This window comes from Corallococcus llansteffanensis (assembly GCF_003612055.1).
GTDB lineage: Bacteria > Myxococcota > Myxococcia > Myxococcales > Myxococcaceae > Corallococcus > Corallococcus llansteffanensis.
Window position 1 is genome coordinate 1 of record NZ_RAWB01000238.1, and the last position, 14,404, is coordinate 14,404.

Genomic DNA, 14,404 nt, shown 5'->3' on the forward strand with positions numbered 1-14,404 from the left:
GAAGAAGATGACCTCCGAACCGAAGGACAAGTCCGCCCCGGAAGACGTCGTCGCCGCCACCCGCGCCTGGCATGCGAAGCGCCTGGAGCGGCTGTCGTCGGAAGAGGGCTGGCTGACCCTGGTGGGGCTCACCTGGCTGGAGGAGGGCAAGCAGGCGGCCGGCTCCGCGCCCGACCTCGAGGTGCCCCTGCCCGCGCCCGTCCCGAGCCAGGCAGGCACCTTCGTCCGCACGGGCGACAGCGTGAGCTTCCAGCCCGCGCCGGGCGCGGCCTTCACGCTGGAAGGGAAGCCCTTCACGGGGGGGGCGCTGAAGACAGACGAGAAGGGCGCGCCGGACGTGCTGCGCCTGGGCAGCGTGAGCTTCCAGGTCATCCGCCGGGGAGACCGGCTGGGGGTGCGCGTGAAGGATTCAGCGGCCCCGGCGCGCAAGCAGTTCCACGGCATCCCGACGTATGCGCCCAGCGCCGCGTGGAGGGTGGAGGCGAAGCTGGTGCCGGACGCCACGCCGCGCACCATCACCGTGCCCAACGTGCTGGGCATGCAGGAGGAGATGAAGTCGCCCGGCACGCTCGTCTTCACCGTGGCGGGCAAGGAGCACCGCCTGGTGCCGGTGCTGGAGGACGGCTCGGACGAGCTCTTCATCATCTTCGGCGACGAGACAAACCGCGACACCACCTATGGCGCCGGCCGGTTCCTCTCCACGCCGCTGCCGGACAAGGACGGGCGCGTCGTGGTGGACTTCAACCGCGCCTACAATCCGCCGTGCGCCTTCTCCCGCTTCGCCACCTGCCCGCTGCCTCCCCGCGGCAACCGTCTGGCATTGCGCGTGGAAGCCGGCGAGCAGCGCGCGGGCGAGCACTGACGGAGCATCTCCGGGGTCGGGGCTACTCCTCGGCCGCGGACTTGCCCTTGCCGCCGCTGCTGGCCTTGCCCTTGCCCTTGCCGGCCTTCGGCGCCTGCGCCTCCTTGCCCTTGCCGGCGCCCTTGCCCTCCGAGGCCGCCGAGCCCGCCTTGCCCGGCTGGGCCGCGGAAGCCGACTCGTCGCCCTTCTTCACGGGTTCGCTCGCGGACACGGACAGGGAGGCGGTGACGAAGAGGACGGCGAGCAGACGCGTCTTGGACCTGGACATGGGGTGACTCCGGCAGCCGGATGTCGCGGGGTTGCGGCATCGTGAGGCAGGAGTCCCACCATGGCATGCCCGTGCGCCAGCATCCAAGATGTCTGGCATTGCACGAGCGGTACGACTCAAACCTGGAGGGTCTTCTCCAGCTCCGCCAGACGGAAGCGCGCCATCGCCAGGTTCGCGCTCGAGCGGTGCAGCGCGATGTAGAGGAACAGGCCCTCGCGGGTCCCGAGCGGACGGATGATGTGGTACTGCTCGCCCAGGGTGATGAGGATGTCCTCGATGCGGTCCTTGATGCCCACCGCCTGCATTGTCTTCATCTTGGCGCGCACCACCTCGGTGTTGCCCGCGGCCGCCGCATCGATGTTGAACCCCGCGGAGCCGGCGCTGCCCAGGGTCATCCCGCTCTTCGCATCCGCGAGACACACCGCGAACGCTCCATCGATCTTCAAGGCATCTTCCAGCGTCTGCTTCACGTTCGCCATGACTTCTCTTTCCAGTAGGACGGGGGGAGTGGAGGAAGGTTGCGACCGCGGTGCTTCAGCAGCCGGTGCGGCGGAGGCCAGCTCGTCCAGCACGAAGGTCATCTCGCTGGAGTAGGAGCGCGGCTGGGGCACGAAGAGGGCCTGCGCCTCCGACACGGACAGGAGCGCGTCCAGCTGGCTCCCCAGGTGCCGGCACAACAGGTCGCGCAACGTGGCGCGCTCCACCAGGCCCCAGGCCACCAGCGTCTCGCAGAAGTTGCCGCCACTCTTGCGGCACTCCGCCATCACCTGGGCCACGTCTTCCCGGGTCACCAGCCGCGCTTCGACGAGCTCCGTGGAGAAGCTGCGCGCGCCGGGGCCCGTGAGGACCGTCCAGGCCACCTTGCGCTCCACCACGAAGATGCGCCCGGAGACGGAGGGGGACTTCACCACCACCTCGCCTCCGAGCTTGCTCTCCAGCGCCTCGTGGAGCACCGCTCGCACAACCTGTCGAGACGGAAGGGTCACGGTTCGGGAAGCCAGGGTCATGGAGGGGGGTCCGCTGGCACCGCATGGCTGCGGCGCGTCCGAGTCGCTTCAGGTCGGACCATATACAGCAATGCTGGATAATGGCAACTCAGGTGTAAAATCCAGGAAAGGGCGGACGATCCTGGGGTACGGGAAACCCACTAAAGATGTTTTTGACCCCTCCGGCAAGAAGCATCTGACGGAACAATCCCAGAACAACGGAAAGACAACCCTTGAGGTTACAGCGCGGTGCGTCGCCGAGAGGACATCCGAAGCCCCCGGGCGCGTGGCGCGTCCCGAGGGCCTGGGTCCTTCCGTTCCGGACGGCGGTAGGCGGTGCGGATCAGTGCACGGGCGGTGCGCGGTCCGCGGTGGCCTCCGGGGCCTGGGGCGTGCCGAGGCGCGGGGCGATGCCGTTCTGCACCTGGCGCAGCAGCGCGGCGCAGAAGGCCTCCAGGTCGCCCGGCTTGCGCGAGGTGATGATGTTGCCGTCCTCCACCACCTCGCGGTCCACCCAGCGCGCGCCGGCGTTGATGAGGTCCGTCTTGATGGAGGGGAACGACGTGACGGTGTGCCCGTCCGCGATGTCCGCCTCCACCAGCATCCACGGCCCATGGCACACGGAGGCGATGGGCTTGTCCTCCTTGAAGAAGTCGCGCACGAAGCCGACCATCGCGATGTCCATGCGCAGGTGGTCCGGCGAATAGCCCCCGGGAATCACCAGCGCCTGGAAGTCGGCGGCCTTCAGCTCCTTCACCGCGCGCTCCGTCTTGATCTCCGTCCCCTTCTTTCCCTTGAGGGACTTGCCTGCCTCCAGGCCGATGATGACGGCCTCGTGCCCCGCCTGCCTCACCTTGTCGTAGGGGACGCTGAACTCCGAGTCCTCGAAGTCGTTGGCCACGATGAATGCGATGCGCGCCATGGGAATGCCTCCTGCCAGGATGGAATGACTTTGGGTGCTGATGACCCCGCCCGAGCAAGGTGCCCACGAAGGGGACCAAGACAACGCCGCTGGGGTCGCATTTCCCCGGAGGGCGCGCCCGCCTGCCCCCTTTCCGGGTCCGTGGCGTGCGTTCACCGAGCGCGGCGGGCGTTAGATTCCCCTGCATGCGCTCCCGCCGCCTGCTGCTGTCCGCCCTCGTCGTGCTCGCCGCCTCCGCCTCCGCCTGCCGCAAGAGCCAGGCCCAGGGCACCGCCTCCCCCGCGGACTGCGTCCTGGTGGAGGACGGCTGGGGGCAGGACGGCACCGTGCCCATCACGGTGGACGTGGTGGCGGAAGGGCTGGAGGTCCCCTGGGGCGTGGCCTTCCTGCCGGGCGGCGACGCGCTCCTCACCGAGCGTCCCGGCCGCGTGCGCCTGCTGCGAGGGGGCACGCTGCAGCCCCAGCCCGTGGCCACGCTGTCCATCGCGAGCAGCGCCGAGGGGGGCCTGCTGGGCATCGCCGCGCACCCGGACTTCGCGACGAACCGCCAGTTCTACCTGTACGTCACCACCGAGGCGGACGGGAAGGCGCAGAACCGGGTGGAGCGCTGGACGCTGTCCCCGGATGGCACGGCCGCGACCTTCGAGCGCGTCATCTTCGGCGGCATCCCGTCCGCGACCTACCACGACGGGGGACGGCTGCGCTTCGGCCCGGACGGCATGCTGTACGTGGGGACGGGGGACGCGCGCGAGCCGGACTTCGCGCAGGACCCGGCGAACCCCGCGGGCAAGCTGTTGCGGCTGACGCCCGACGGAGAAGTGCCCCAGGACAATCCCTTTCCCAACTCCCCCGCGTTCCTGCTGGGCGTGCGCAACACGCAAGGCTTTGACTGGAAGGACGCGAGCACGCTGTACCTCACCGACCACGGGCCCAGCGGCGAGACGATGCGCCGCGCCCACGACGAGGTGAACGTGGCGAAGGCGGGCGACAACCTGGGCTGGCCCGGCATCTACTCCTGCGAGACGCAGGAGGGCCGCATCACCCCGTCGCTCACCTTCGACGACGCGATGCCCCCGGGCGGCGCCGCCGTGTACACGGGCACCTCGATTCCGGAGTGGAAGGGCTCACTGCTCGTGGGCAGCCTGGGCGCCACGCACCTGCACCGGGTGGAGTTCGACGCGCAGGCGCCGCGCCGGGTGGCCCGGCACGAGGTCTACCTGCGGGGCACCCATGGCCGCCTGCGCGACGTGCTGATGGGCCCCGACGGCCACCTGTACGTCACCACCAGCAACTGCGACGGCCGGGGAAGCTGCGGCGCGAAGAAGGACCTGCTGCTGCGCATCCGGCGCTGAAGCGTCAGGTGACACTCTCCGCGCTGTAGCGGGCCAGCAGGCCCGTGCGCACCGCGTAGCGGTAGACCCACTGGAAGCACAGGCCCGCGAGGATGATGTCCAGCACCGCCAGCCCGAAGCCCCACCCGAGCGTGGCGCCGGAGAACTCTCCTCCGGCCACCAGCGTGCGCACGCCCTCGAAGACATACGACGGGGGCAGCGCGCGGGCCACCCACTGCATCCACTCCGGCAGCGTGGACAGCGGATAGAAGACGCCCACGAAGGGCGACAGCAGGCTGGGGATGGGCCAGACGAACCACTCCGCCGCCGGGCCCAGCCGCAGCACCAGCGCGCTGCTGAAGATGCCCAGCGCGATGCCGAACAGGAACAGCACCAGCACGAAGGGCACGAACATCACGCCGTAGGCCGCGAAGGACAGGCCGAACACCGTGGTGGACAAGAGGAGCATGACGACCAGGCCGATGGTGCTCGTGACGATGCTCGTCAGCACGAGCCCGCTCACGTACTCCGACAGGGTGAGCGGCGTGGCGAAGACGTTGAGGAAGTTGCGCGACCAGACGTCCTCGAAGAACCCCATGGTCACGCCCTGCATCACCCGCGCGAAGAAGTCCCACAGCAGCACCGCGCCCAGGAGCGCCGGCACGAAGTCGTAGCCGGCCGGGCTCACGCTGTTGAGGTACCGGGTCATGAAGCCCCACAGCACCATGTCGATGGCCACCCACGCGAACAGCGGCACGACGCGCGCGAAGTTGCCCCTGTAGAGGTAGTACTGGCGCAGCGCGATGCCCGCGACCCGGCTCGGCTTCATGGCAGCGGCTGCCTTTCCAGGGCGAGGGGTTCGTTGGCCACGGCGATGAACAGCTCCTCCAGCGTCGCGTGGCCGTGCTCGCGCGGGAGCGTCTTGGGGTCACCCTGGAGCAGCACCCGGCCGCGCGCGAGGAAGAGGACGCGGTCACAGACGGCCTCCACCTCGTACATGTTGTGCGACGTCCACAGCACGCCGCTGTCCCCCCGCGCGGCGAAGGCCTGGATGCGGGTGCGGATGTCCACCGCGGTGGCGGGGTCCAAAGACGCGGTGGGTTCGTCCAGGAGCAGCAGGCGGGGCTGGTTCAGCATCGCCTTGGCGAGCGACACGCGCGTCTGCTCCCCGGAGGACAGCACGCCGCACTTGGTGTCGCGGAAGCGCTGGAGGTCGTACTCCTCCAGCAGCGTCTGGATGCGGGCGGACAGGCCCTTCACGCCGTAGATGAGGCCGAAGACGCGCAGGTTCTGCGCCACGGTGAGGTTGCCCGGCAGGGGCGCGTAGACGGCGGCGAAGTTGGTGCGCTCCAGCGCCTGCACGCGGTGCGACGCCAGGTCCACGCCTTCGATGTGGATGGTGCCGGAGGAGGGCTCAAGCACGCCCAGCAGCATGTTGATGGTGGTGCTCTTGCCCGCGCCGTTGGGCCCCAGCAGGCCCACGATTTCCCGGCGGCCCACGTCGAAGGAGATGCCGTCCACGGCCGCGCGCTCGCCGTACACCTTGCGCAGCGCCTGGACGGAGAGCACCGGGGGAGAGGGGGTCATCGGGGGCCCAGCTGTACCACGCGGACGCCCTCCCGCCAGGGCCCACTTCGGGAGCGGGAAGGCAGGCGGGCACGGATGACGAAAAGGGCACGGTGCCCGTGCACCCGCCCCGCGATTCTGGAAAACTCCGCCCTCCCCTGGCGCCTGATGGAGTCGACGTGTTGCTGGAAGTCCCCATCCTCATCGGCCTGATGGTGGCGGCCATCGCGCTGGCGATCGCCGCCAAGCGGGCCAGCGTGCCGTACAACGTCGCGCTCGTGCTGGGAGGCCTGCTCATCTCCGTGGGCCACCTGCTGCCCGGGGTGCCGCCGCTCAACCCGCAGGTGGTGTTCCTCATCTGTCTGCCCTTGTTGCTCTTCGAGGGTGGCATCAGCGCGGACCTCAATGGCATCCGCGCCAACGCGGTCCCCATTGGCGTGCTGTCCACGCTGGGGATGATGCTGGCCATCGGCGCCACCGGCGCCGCGCTGCACTTCCTGCTGGGATTGGCGTGGGGGCCCGCGCTGCTGCTGGGCTCCATCCTGGCCGTCACGGACACGGTCTCCATTCTGTATGCCTTCCGCCGCGCGCCGGTGCCGGGGAGGCTCGCGGGCATCATCCAGGGGGAGAGCCTCTTCAACGACGGCACCGCGCTGGTGGCGTACACGGCCATCGCGGCGGTGGTGGCCGGGGGCGAGGCGCCCACGCTGGGCTCGCTGGGCGGCCACGTGCTGCTCGCGTCGGTGGGCGGCGCGATGGTGGGCCTGGCCATGGGCCTGCTGGGCGGCTTCATCATCCGGCGCGCGGAGGATCCGCTCGCGGAGATCATGGTGACGACCGCCGTGGCGCTGGCGTCCTATGTGCTGGCGGAAGAGGTGCACCTGTCGGGCGCCATCTCCGCGGTGATCGCCGGGCTGGCGGTGGGTGTGACGCTGCGGCGCGAGGTGGCGCCGCAGAGCCAGGTGGCCATCCACTCCTTCTGGGAGTACGCCACCTTCGGCGTGAACACGTTCCTGTTCCTCTCCGTGGGCCTGGACACGCGGCCGGAGGCGCTCCAGGGGCACCTGCCGGGCGTGGGCATCGCGGTGGTGGCCGTGGTGCTGGGGCGCGCGGTGGCCATCTACGTGCCGTTCCTGCTGCTGCGCTGGCTCAAGCCCGCGGAGAGCATCCCGCTGCGCTGGCAGCACGTGTTCCTGGTGGGCAACATCAAGGGCGCGCTGTCCATTGGCCTCGCGCTGGGTCTCCCGGAGACGACGCCCGCGCGCGAGCAGCTCATCGCCATCGCGTTCGGCGTGACGCTGGTGTCCATGGTGGGCCAGGGGTTGATGCTCACGGGCGCGCTCAAGTGGCTGGGCCTGTTCCAGCAGGACGCGGTGGCGCTGGAGATGGCGGGGCAGCGGGGCCGGCTCATCGCCAGCCGCGCGGCGCACGTGGAGCTGGAGGCGCTGCACACGCAGGGCCTGCTGCCGCGCGCGGCCTATGAGCACCTGCGCAGCGAGTACCAGGTGAACATCGCGCGGGCGGAGCGGGAGCTGCGCCGCATCAGCGAGCAGCACCTGGCGGAAGGGGCGAAGGACATCCTGAGCATGCGGCGGCGCCTCATCGACGCGGAGCGCACGGCGTTGCAGGGCGCGCGGCGCAACGGGCTGATTCCGGAGGCGACGGCGGAGGAGATGCTGGCGCACCTGGACGCGCGGATGTTGGACCTGGAGAAGGTGTTGCACGGCGGCAGCGCGAGCAAGGACAGCAAGGAGCACAAGGCGTCATGAAGATCGTCATCGCGGGGGGAGGACGGGTGGGCGGCGCGCTGGCGGCGCGGCTCGTGTCGGAGCAGCACACGGTGACGGTCATCGAGCGCGATGCCGGCATCTGCGCGCGCCTCTTCGAGGAGGTGGGCGTGGTGACGGTGTGCGGGGACGCCACCAACCCGCGCGTGCTGGAGGCGGCGGGCATCGGGAGCGCGGACGTGGCGGCGGCGGTGCTGGCGCACGACCCGGCGAACCTGGCGTTCACCATGCTGGTGCGCTCGGTGTCCAGCGCGCGCCTGATGGTGCGGATGCTGGACACCAACTACCGCGAGGCGTACCGGCTGGCGGGCGTGAAGGAGCTGGTGGCGGAGGCGGACGTCGTCGTGGCGAAGATGACCACCGCCATCGACTTCCCGCAGGTGTCCGGGTCGCTGCCGCTCAGCAGCGGCGACGCGCTCCTGTTCGAGCTGGCCATCCCTTCCCGCGCGCGGGTGGCGGGGCAGACGGTGGCGCAGGTGCGGGCCCTGGAGGGCTTCCCGCGCGAGTGCATCTTCATCGCGATGGTGGATCCGCAGGGTCACACGGCGCTGCCGGAGGGCAACACGCAGCTGAAGGCCGGGAACAACGTCATCCTGGTGGCGCGTCGCACGCAGGTGGCCAAGGCGGTGGAGTTCCTCACGGCGGAGCCGCCGCTGGGCGCGGTGCTGGCGTCGACGCTGGCGCAGACGCTGCGCAAGCTGGACTTCCTGGCGCCCCTGAGTGACGAGGAGCTGGAGAACGTGGCGCGCGGCGCGGAGCTGCTCCAGATGCCCGCGGGCACGGAGCTGTTCCGCCAGGGCGACGCGGGGGAGACCTTCTACGTGGTCGTCACCGGCGAGGTGGCGATGAAGGACGGCGGCCGGCAGACGGTGGCCACGGTGAAGCAGGGCGGCTTCTTCGGGGAGCTGGCGCTGCTCACCGGCGAGCCGCGCAACGCCACCGCCGTCACCACCGCCCCCAGCGAGCTGGCCGCGGTGGGCCGCGAGGACTTCCGGGGCGTGATGATGGCCAACCCCGCCGTCGCGCTGGAGATGAGCCGCATCCTGGGGCAGCGTCTGTCGCGCGTGCAGGGCGGGCAGCAGGCCACGCCAGCCAAGCGGCGCGGGCTGTTCGGCCGCTGAAGACAGACTTCCTTCGCAAGAGAGTCCCATGACGACGAAGCACACCGCGCTGGTGCTGGGCGCCACCGGCATCATCGGCCGCAACCTCATCACGCACCTGGACACGCGGCCGGACTGGAAGGTGAAGGCCGTGTCGCGCGCCGCGCCGGACTTCGCCACACGCGCCGAGCTGCGCTCGCTGGACTTGCAGTCGCCGGACTCGCTCGCGAGCGCGGCGGAATGGCTCCGGGACGTCACCCATGTCTTCTTCGCCGCGTACCAGGAGCGCCCGGACGCCGCCGACCTCGCCCGCGTCAACGTCGCCCTCTTGCGCAACACCGTGGAGGCGCTGGAGAAGCACGCGCCGGGCTTCCGCCACGTCTCCTTCATCCAGGGCGGCAAGGCGTACGGCGCGCAGTTCGGCCTCTACAAGACGCCCGCGAAGGAGACCGACCCGCGCCACTTCCCGCCCAACTTCTACTACGACCAGGAGGACTACCTGCGCGACGCCTCCAAGGGCCGCCGCTGGAGCTGGACCGCCCTCCGGCCCGACATGATGATGGGGCTCGCCGTGGGTAACCCGATGAACCTGGGCAACCTCATCGGCGTCTATGCGTCGCTGTGCAAGGCGTTGCGCGTGCCGCTGCGCTTCCCCTCCACGCCGCGCGCGTACTCCATCCTCGCCAACGTGACGGACGCCACGGTGCTGGCCAAGGCCATGGAGTGGTCCGCCCTCAACGAAGCCTGCGCGGGCGAAATCTTCAACATCACCAACGGCGACGTCTTCCGCTGGAGCCAGGTCTTCCCGCGCATCGCGGACGCGTTCGGCATCGCGTGCGCCGACCCGCAGCCCTTCTCCCTCACCGAGGCGATGAAGGACAAATCCCCCGTCTGGGAGGCGCTGACGCAGCGCCACGGCCTGCACCCGCACGGGCTGAAGAAGCTGGCCAACTGGGCCTTCGGCGACTTCATCTTCCACGTGGAGAACGACGCGTTCTTCGACGTGAACAAGGCCCGCCGCTTCGGCTTCCAGGAGATGCACCTGGACAGCACCGAGGCCATGGTCGCGCTGATGCGTCAGCTCCAGGCGGAGAAGATCATTCCCACCTGAGGCGCCAGCTACGTGGCCCGCTTGAGGCGACCGCACACCGCGGACGCCGCCAGGAAGCCGTGGCTGAAGGCGTCGCGGAAGGCGTTGTAGAGCGTCCCCACGCCGGGCACGTTGGCGATCATGTCGCCGAAGCTCCACATCTCCTCGTGCGCGTGGATGAGCGGCAGCACCTCCCCGCCGTCCTCGCCGCGCTGGAGCGTGAAGTCGAACACCAGGATGGTGCGCAGCGGGTAGGTGTACAGCCAGGCGAACTGCTTCAGGTTCATCACCCCGTCCACGATGGCCCGCCCGCTCTTGCCGTCCGGCTCCAGTTGGACGTTGAGCTGGAAGATGTCGAAGTCGAAGCGGAGCATGCAGTGGAAGCCCGCCGCGCCCTTGCGGTAGGTCTCCTTGCCGCCGCCCTTCTGCCAGGGGTCGATGAAGGTGACGTTCTCCGCCATCAGCGGCATCAGCTCTTCGTCCAGCACCCTCGCGGGCACGGTCGTGTCGTAGAGCAGGCGCGTCACTTCCCGGAAGCGCGCCTCCAACTGTTCAATCAGTGCCTGCTCCGCCTTGCGCATACGCCCCCCTGCCTGCCCTGTTTCGGCCGTGCCTGAAGGTAGGCACGGCCTTGGGCTCGCGGAAGACGGGGTGCGTCAGGAGCCCAGGTCCGACAGGAACTGCGCCACCTGGGCCTGGAAGGTGTCATTCCCGCCCAGCGACTGCGCCTGCTTCGCGTGGCGGGTGGCCTCCGCCCGGTCGAAGGGCTGGTGGGCGCGCGCCAGGTTCAGGTGCGTGAGCGCGTCATGCGGGTTCACGGCCAGCACCCGCTCCAGCAGCGTGCGGGCCCGGGCGTGGTCCTGGTCGCCCATCAGCAGGCGCACCAGGTCGTTGGTGGGGCTGGGCTCGTTCGGCGCCGCCGCCACCGTCTCCTCCAGGAGCCGCCGCGCCTCCTCGCGATGGCCCATCGCCTCGTGCGCCTGCGCCAGCGAGTGGCGCACGTCCCACTGGTGGGGCGCGCGCTGGAGGGCCTCCTCGAAGAGGCCCTTCGCCTCCGCCAGCTCCCCCGCCAGCATCGCCGCGAGCCCCTGCAAGTGGATGTACTGGACGTGCGTGGGGTCCAGCTCGCGCAGCTCTTGGATGGTGCGCCGCGCGGCCTCCTGGCTGTTGGCCAGGAGGTACAGCCGGAAGAGGTCCTGCAGCACCGCCACGCGCGTCTTGCCCCGCGCGTGCTCCAGCGCCTGCACGCCCGCGGAGATGGCCAGGCCCACGGCGCCGTTCGACGCGTGCGCGCGCGACAACATCAGGAACGGCAGCGCTTCCTGGGGCGCCAGCGCCGCGGCCTGCTGGAAGTGCTCCGCCGCCGCCGCCGGGTCCTTGCGCTGCACCGCGATGCGGCCCAGCTCGAAGTGGGGATAGACGCTGTGGGGCGCCACCACCTGCGCGGCCTCGAAGGCGGCCTTCGCGCCGTCCAGGTCGCCGCGCTCGGCCAGGAGCGTGCCCAGGTTGAAGCGCTCGAAGTAGCCGGCGGTGGGCGCGGCGGCCAGCGCCTTGAGCGTCACCAGCGCCACCGGGTCCCCCGCCTGGGCCTTGAGCATGGCCAGGTGGGCCTGGGCCTCGGTGTTCTCCGGCTGCACCTGCAACAGGCGCGTCACGGCGCCCTGGGCCTCCTGGGCGGCGCCGGTGCTCAGGTGGGTGCGCACCAGGCCCATCAGACAGTCCACGTCCTTCGGGTCGATGGAGAGGCCCTTCTGGAAGCTCTTCACCGCCTCCGCGGGCTGGCCCTGCTGAAGCAACTGCCCACCCTCTTGCGCGTACCTGGATGCCATGGCCCCTACCTACCACGAGCCTCCTGAAAGGCAGCTTCCCCGCCTGCCTCCAGAGGGCTCACGGGTGTATCGCCGGAGCTTCAGCGTCTCAGCGCGGCCAGCGCGATGCCGGGCACCTTCCACCACGAGGGGGACTGCTCGAACTCCACCAGCCGGCGGCCCAGGCCCGCCAGGCCCTGGTGGCCCGGCACCCACGGGGGCGCGGGCAGGGACTTGAGCGGGGCGCGCAGCACGGCCTTCTCGATGTCCTCCAGCAGGAACGCGTTGTGCACCCAGCCCTGCCCGCTCTGGATGTCCCGGAGCGACGAGGACGGGTGGCCGCCCCAGGGCAGGCTGCCCAGCGCGTAGGCCGCGGCGGGCCAGGTGTTGACGGCCACGGTCCCGTACTTCAAGTCGCGCACCGCCTTCTCCACCGCGGCCTTCACCTTCGGGTCCTTGAGCGACTTCGGGTGGACGATGAGTGTCGCGTTGAGGGTGCCCCACACCTTCTCGTTGAGGAACGCCACCGCCGCGTCCAGGAAGGCCACCGGATCATCCGAGCCGGGCAGCCCCGTCTCCGACAGCACCGTGCACCAGGGCTCCTGACGGAAGACGCGGTCCTGGGTCTTCGCGGGGTCCACGTCGGGGATGAGCGCGTACGCGAGGTCGCCCTCGCCGGGCGTGCCCACGAGCCGCAGGTTCGCGCGGCCTTCGGTGAACTGGCGCCAGCGCTCGTCCGCGCCCGGGTAGTACGCGCGGCGCACGGGGGCCTGGCCCAGGCTTGCCTGGATGCGGTCCACGAAGTGCCCACGCCGGCTCCAGTCCTTCGGTTGCACCAGCAGCTTCGCCGCGTTGCAGTTGAAGGACGCGTTGTTGGCGACCATGCCGGCGATGTCGTCCGCCTGGAAGCGCAGCTCGCCGTCCGAGTACGGGCCCGGCACCACCACCACTGGGGACACGTTGCCCAGCTCGCTGGACACGTGCTTGGTCAGCAGCGGTTCGTTCTTCTGTCGGCGCGCGTCGGACTCCGGGCCGGGCGGGCCCCACACGAGCGCGTCATGGGTGCGGTCGCTGCCGGTGATGTGCACCTCGTCCACCGCGTCGTGGTGCACGAGCTGCGCGCCCTCCTCCGCGCCGCCGTACATGATGGCCAGCGCGTCGCGCGCGACGAGCGGGGCGAAGGCCTGCTCCAGGAAGGGCCCCAGGTACGCGTTGACGGGGTTCATCTTGAGCACGCAGGCGGTGCCTTCGACGAAGAGCTTGTAGAGGCAGTCCAGCGGGGGGATGGAGTTGACGTTGCCGCCGCCCAGCACCGCGCACACCCGGCCCTTGTGGGGCTTGCGGTAGAAGGACGCCTGGTGTTCGCGCAGGTTGTCGGCGGTGACGCCGGGCTGGAAGTAGACCTCGCCCACGTTGCCCGGCAGCAGCATCCCTTCCAGCGCGTCGCGGGGGAAGAGCTTCGCGGCGAGCCGCCCGTCCTCCAGCGTGCGCAGGTGCGAGCGGGGGATGACGGGCGCGCCGTGCTTCTGGATGTCGCGCAGCGAGTCCGCCAGGAGGCGCAGGCCGCGGATCACCACCATGGGCCCGGCGAGCCACTCCTCTCCCGCGAGGGGCCCGCCGGGGTCGATGCCCTTGGCCTCGCAGGCCGCTCGCACGCTCGGCTCCGCGATGGCGGCGTACGCGCGGCGCAGGTCCTCCAGGAGCCGGATGCGCTCCGTGAGGGCGAGCTTCGCCCACGCGCCCGAGCCCTGACGGACCCGGCGCACCAGGATGTCGATGGTGGTGCGAGACGTGTGCTGCGGGACGGCGGCGGACATGGCGACCTCCGGGACGGGCTTCACGACTTCACACTTGGGGTCCCGGTATAGGGAAGCCAGTGTGCGCCGTCACCGTGGGGGTCGCGCCCTCCGTCCTCAGGTGGGCAGAGGCTCGGCCAGGCCCTTGCGGATGGCCTCGTCGACGACGTTCATCACCTTCTTCAGCTGCTCATGGTGGCGGGCGGCCTGCTCCTCCGCCAGCTTCGCCTGCTGGTCACCGAGCTTCTCCTGCTCCTCGCCGAGCTTCTCCTGCTGCTCGCCGAGCGCTTCCATTTTCTTGCCGATCTCCTCCTGCTGCTTGTCGAGGCCTTCACCCTCGCGGTCGAGGTCCGCCTCGCGCTTGTCCAGCCCCGCCTCCTGGCGGTCGCGCTCGGTGTCGTCGCCGAGGGTGGCGAGCCGGGCGCGCTCCATGGCGATGTCCGCGCGCTTGGACGCGAGCGCGGCGTGCTTCGCGGCCAGCTGCGTCTGGGGATAGGCGAGCTCCGCCTGCTTCTGACCCAGCGCGGCCTGCTTCTGCCCCAGCGCGGCCTGCTTCTGCCCCAGCGCGGCCTGCTGCTGGCCCAGGGCGCCCTGCGCATCCCCGAGCTTCCCGGCGTCCTCCATCAGCTTGCGCACCTGTTCGAGCGTCTGCGGGTCGCGGATCAGGAAGGGCTTGTCATCACGGCGCACGAAGATGATGTCCTTGCCCTTCTGCTTGAACGTGCGCGCCAGGTGCACCTCGTCCGAGGAGCCGACGATCATCGTCCGACCGTCGGAGAGGTACGCGAAGGTGTCGCCGTCCTCCATGTCCATGGGCGCGGGCGGTGCGGGAGGCGCGGGAGGCCGGGGCGCGGCCGCGAGCCTGGGCAGCGCGGGCAGCGCGGGCGG

13 protein-coding genes and 1 pseudogene are annotated in these 14,404 nt (G+C 70.5%); 5 read left to right on the plus strand and 9 right to left on the minus strand.

Going from position 1 to position 14,404, the window contains the following annotated elements; translation table 11 throughout:
- Window positions 1-7: 7 nt before the first annotated feature.
- A complete protein-coding gene (locus D7V93_RS21910; protein WP_244237431.1) occupies window positions 8-862 on the plus strand; it encodes a DUF1684 domain-containing protein in 855 nt (284 codons plus the stop codon).
- 22 nt (window positions 863-884) lie between these two features.
- Here D7V93_RS21910 and D7V93_RS45070 read toward each other — a convergent pair whose 3' ends face one another.
- The 3 genes from D7V93_RS45070 to D7V93_RS21925 all read right to left on the minus strand — a co-directional run bounded on the left by D7V93_RS45070 (window position 885) and on the right by D7V93_RS21925 (window position 3,038).
- Window positions 885-1,130, minus strand: coding sequence for a hypothetical protein (locus tag D7V93_RS45070; protein ID WP_158623818.1), 246 nt, complete (start codon window positions 1,128-1,130; stop codon window positions 885-887).
- A gap of 116 nt (window positions 1,131-1,246) precedes the next feature.
- Window positions 1,247-2,083 (minus strand): hypothetical protein, encoded by an 837-nt coding sequence (locus tag D7V93_RS46770; protein ID WP_244237430.1) that lies wholly within the window; start codon window positions 2,081-2,083, stop codon window positions 1,247-1,249.
- A gap of 376 nt (window positions 2,084-2,459) precedes the next feature.
- On the minus strand, window positions 2,460-3,038 hold the full coding sequence (locus D7V93_RS21925) for a type 1 glutamine amidotransferase domain-containing protein (RefSeq protein WP_120645271.1): 579 nt from the start codon (window positions 3,036-3,038) through the stop codon (window positions 2,460-2,462).
- Window positions 3,039-3,223: 185 nt separating this feature from the next.
- Here D7V93_RS21925 and D7V93_RS21930 point away from each other — a divergent pair, with 185 nt between their 5' ends.
- Window positions 3,224-4,390 (plus strand): PQQ-dependent sugar dehydrogenase, encoded by a 1,167-nt coding sequence (locus tag D7V93_RS21930; RefSeq protein ID WP_120645272.1) that lies wholly within the window; start codon window positions 3,224-3,226, stop codon window positions 4,388-4,390.
- Window positions 4,391-4,394: 4 nt separating this feature from the next.
- On the opposite strand, the gene D7V93_RS21935 is transcribed toward D7V93_RS21930, so the two are convergent.
- Together D7V93_RS21935 and D7V93_RS21940 are read right to left on the minus strand one after the other, a co-directional pair.
- On the minus strand, window positions 4,395-5,198 hold the full coding sequence (locus D7V93_RS21935; protein ID WP_120645273.1) for an ABC transporter permease: 804 nt from the start codon (window positions 5,196-5,198) through the stop codon (window positions 4,395-4,397).
- Window positions 5,195-5,956, minus strand: a complete 762-nt coding sequence (locus D7V93_RS21940; protein ID WP_120645274.1) for an ABC transporter ATP-binding protein — start codon at window positions 5,954-5,956, stop codon at window positions 5,195-5,197. The genes D7V93_RS21935 and D7V93_RS21940 overlap by 4 nt, the downstream gene beginning before the upstream one ends.
- A gap of 158 nt (window positions 5,957-6,114) precedes the next feature.
- On the opposite strand from D7V93_RS21940, the gene D7V93_RS21945 reads away from it, so the two are divergent.
- Genes D7V93_RS21945 through D7V93_RS21955 form a run of 3 tightly spaced genes read left to right on the plus strand, consistent with a single transcriptional unit; the run spans window position 6,115 to window position 9,933 of the window.
- On the plus strand, window positions 6,115-7,704 hold the full coding sequence (locus D7V93_RS21945) for a cation:proton antiporter (RefSeq protein WP_120645275.1): 1,590 nt from the start codon (window positions 6,115-6,117) through the stop codon (window positions 7,702-7,704).
- Window positions 7,701-8,843: an NAD-binding protein gene (locus D7V93_RS21950; protein WP_120645276.1), complete on the plus strand. Its 1,143-nt coding sequence runs from the start codon at window positions 7,701-7,703 to the stop codon at window positions 8,841-8,843. The genes D7V93_RS21945 and D7V93_RS21950 overlap by 4 nt, the downstream gene beginning before the upstream one ends.
- Window positions 8,844-8,871: 28 nt before the next feature.
- Window positions 8,872-9,933 (plus strand): SDR family oxidoreductase, encoded by a 1,062-nt coding sequence (locus D7V93_RS21955; protein ID WP_120645277.1) that lies wholly within the window; start codon window positions 8,872-8,874, stop codon window positions 9,931-9,933.
- Window positions 9,934-9,941: 8 nt separating this feature from the next.
- Here the strand turns inward: D7V93_RS21955 and D7V93_RS21960 are convergent, their stop codons facing one another.
- From D7V93_RS21960 to D7V93_RS21975, 4 genes and pseudogenes are all read right to left on the minus strand, one after another.
- Window positions 9,942-10,493 carry a hypothetical protein gene (locus tag D7V93_RS21960; protein WP_120645278.1) on the minus strand — a complete coding sequence of 184 codons (552 nt, stop codon included), beginning with the start codon at window positions 10,491-10,493 and terminating at the stop codon, window positions 9,942-9,944.
- Window positions 10,494-10,568: 75 nt separating this feature from the next.
- A complete protein-coding gene (locus tag D7V93_RS21965; protein WP_120645279.1) occupies window positions 10,569-11,741 on the minus strand; it encodes a tetratricopeptide repeat protein in 1,173 nt (390 codons plus the stop codon).
- An 80-nt stretch (window positions 11,742-11,821) separates the two neighbouring features.
- Window positions 11,822-13,537, minus strand: a complete 1,716-nt coding sequence (locus D7V93_RS21970; RefSeq protein WP_120645281.1) for an aldehyde dehydrogenase family protein — start codon at window positions 13,535-13,537, stop codon at window positions 11,822-11,824.
- Between the two features lie 96 nt (window positions 13,538-13,633).
- A pseudogene (locus tag D7V93_RS21975) lies at window positions 13,634-14,404 on the minus strand (M56 family metallopeptidase); the annotation flags it as partial.

Excerpts from the sequence above, each read along its gene's own strand:
- D7V93_RS21910 (WP_244237431.1), top strand. The coding sequence starts at position 8 with ATGACCTCCGAACCGAAGGACAAGTCCGCCCCGGAAGACGTCGTCGCC.
- D7V93_RS45070 (WP_158623818.1), bottom strand. The coding sequence starts at position 1,130 with ATGTCCAGGTCCAAGACGCGTCTGCTCGCCGTCCTCTTCGTCACCGCC.
- D7V93_RS21925 (WP_120645271.1), bottom strand. The coding sequence starts at position 3,038 with ATGGCGCGCATCGCATTCATCGTGGCCAACGACTTCGAGGACTCGGAG.
- D7V93_RS21930 (WP_120645272.1), top strand. The coding sequence starts at position 3,224 with ATGCGCTCCCGCCGCCTGCTGCTGTCCGCCCTCGTCGTGCTCGCCGCC.
- D7V93_RS21935 (WP_120645273.1), bottom strand. The coding sequence starts at position 5,198 with ATGAAGCCGAGCCGGGTCGCGGGCATCGCGCTGCGCCAGTACTACCTC.
- D7V93_RS21940 (WP_120645274.1), bottom strand. The coding sequence starts at position 5,956 with ATGACCCCCTCTCCCCCGGTGCTCTCCGTCCAGGCGCTGCGCAAGGTG.
- D7V93_RS21950 (WP_120645276.1), top strand. The coding sequence starts at position 7,701 with ATGAAGATCGTCATCGCGGGGGGAGGACGGGTGGGCGGCGCGCTGGCG.
- D7V93_RS21955 (WP_120645277.1), top strand. The coding sequence starts at position 8,872 with ATGACGACGAAGCACACCGCGCTGGTGCTGGGCGCCACCGGCATCATC.
- D7V93_RS21960 (WP_120645278.1), bottom strand. The coding sequence starts at position 10,493 with ATGCGCAAGGCGGAGCAGGCACTGATTGAACAGTTGGAGGCGCGCTTC.
- D7V93_RS21965 (WP_120645279.1), bottom strand. The coding sequence starts at position 11,741 with ATGGCATCCAGGTACGCGCAAGAGGGTGGGCAGTTGCTTCAGCAGGGC.
- D7V93_RS21970 (WP_120645281.1), bottom strand. The coding sequence starts at position 13,537 with ATGTCCGCCGCCGTCCCGCAGCACACGTCTCGCACCACCATCGACATC.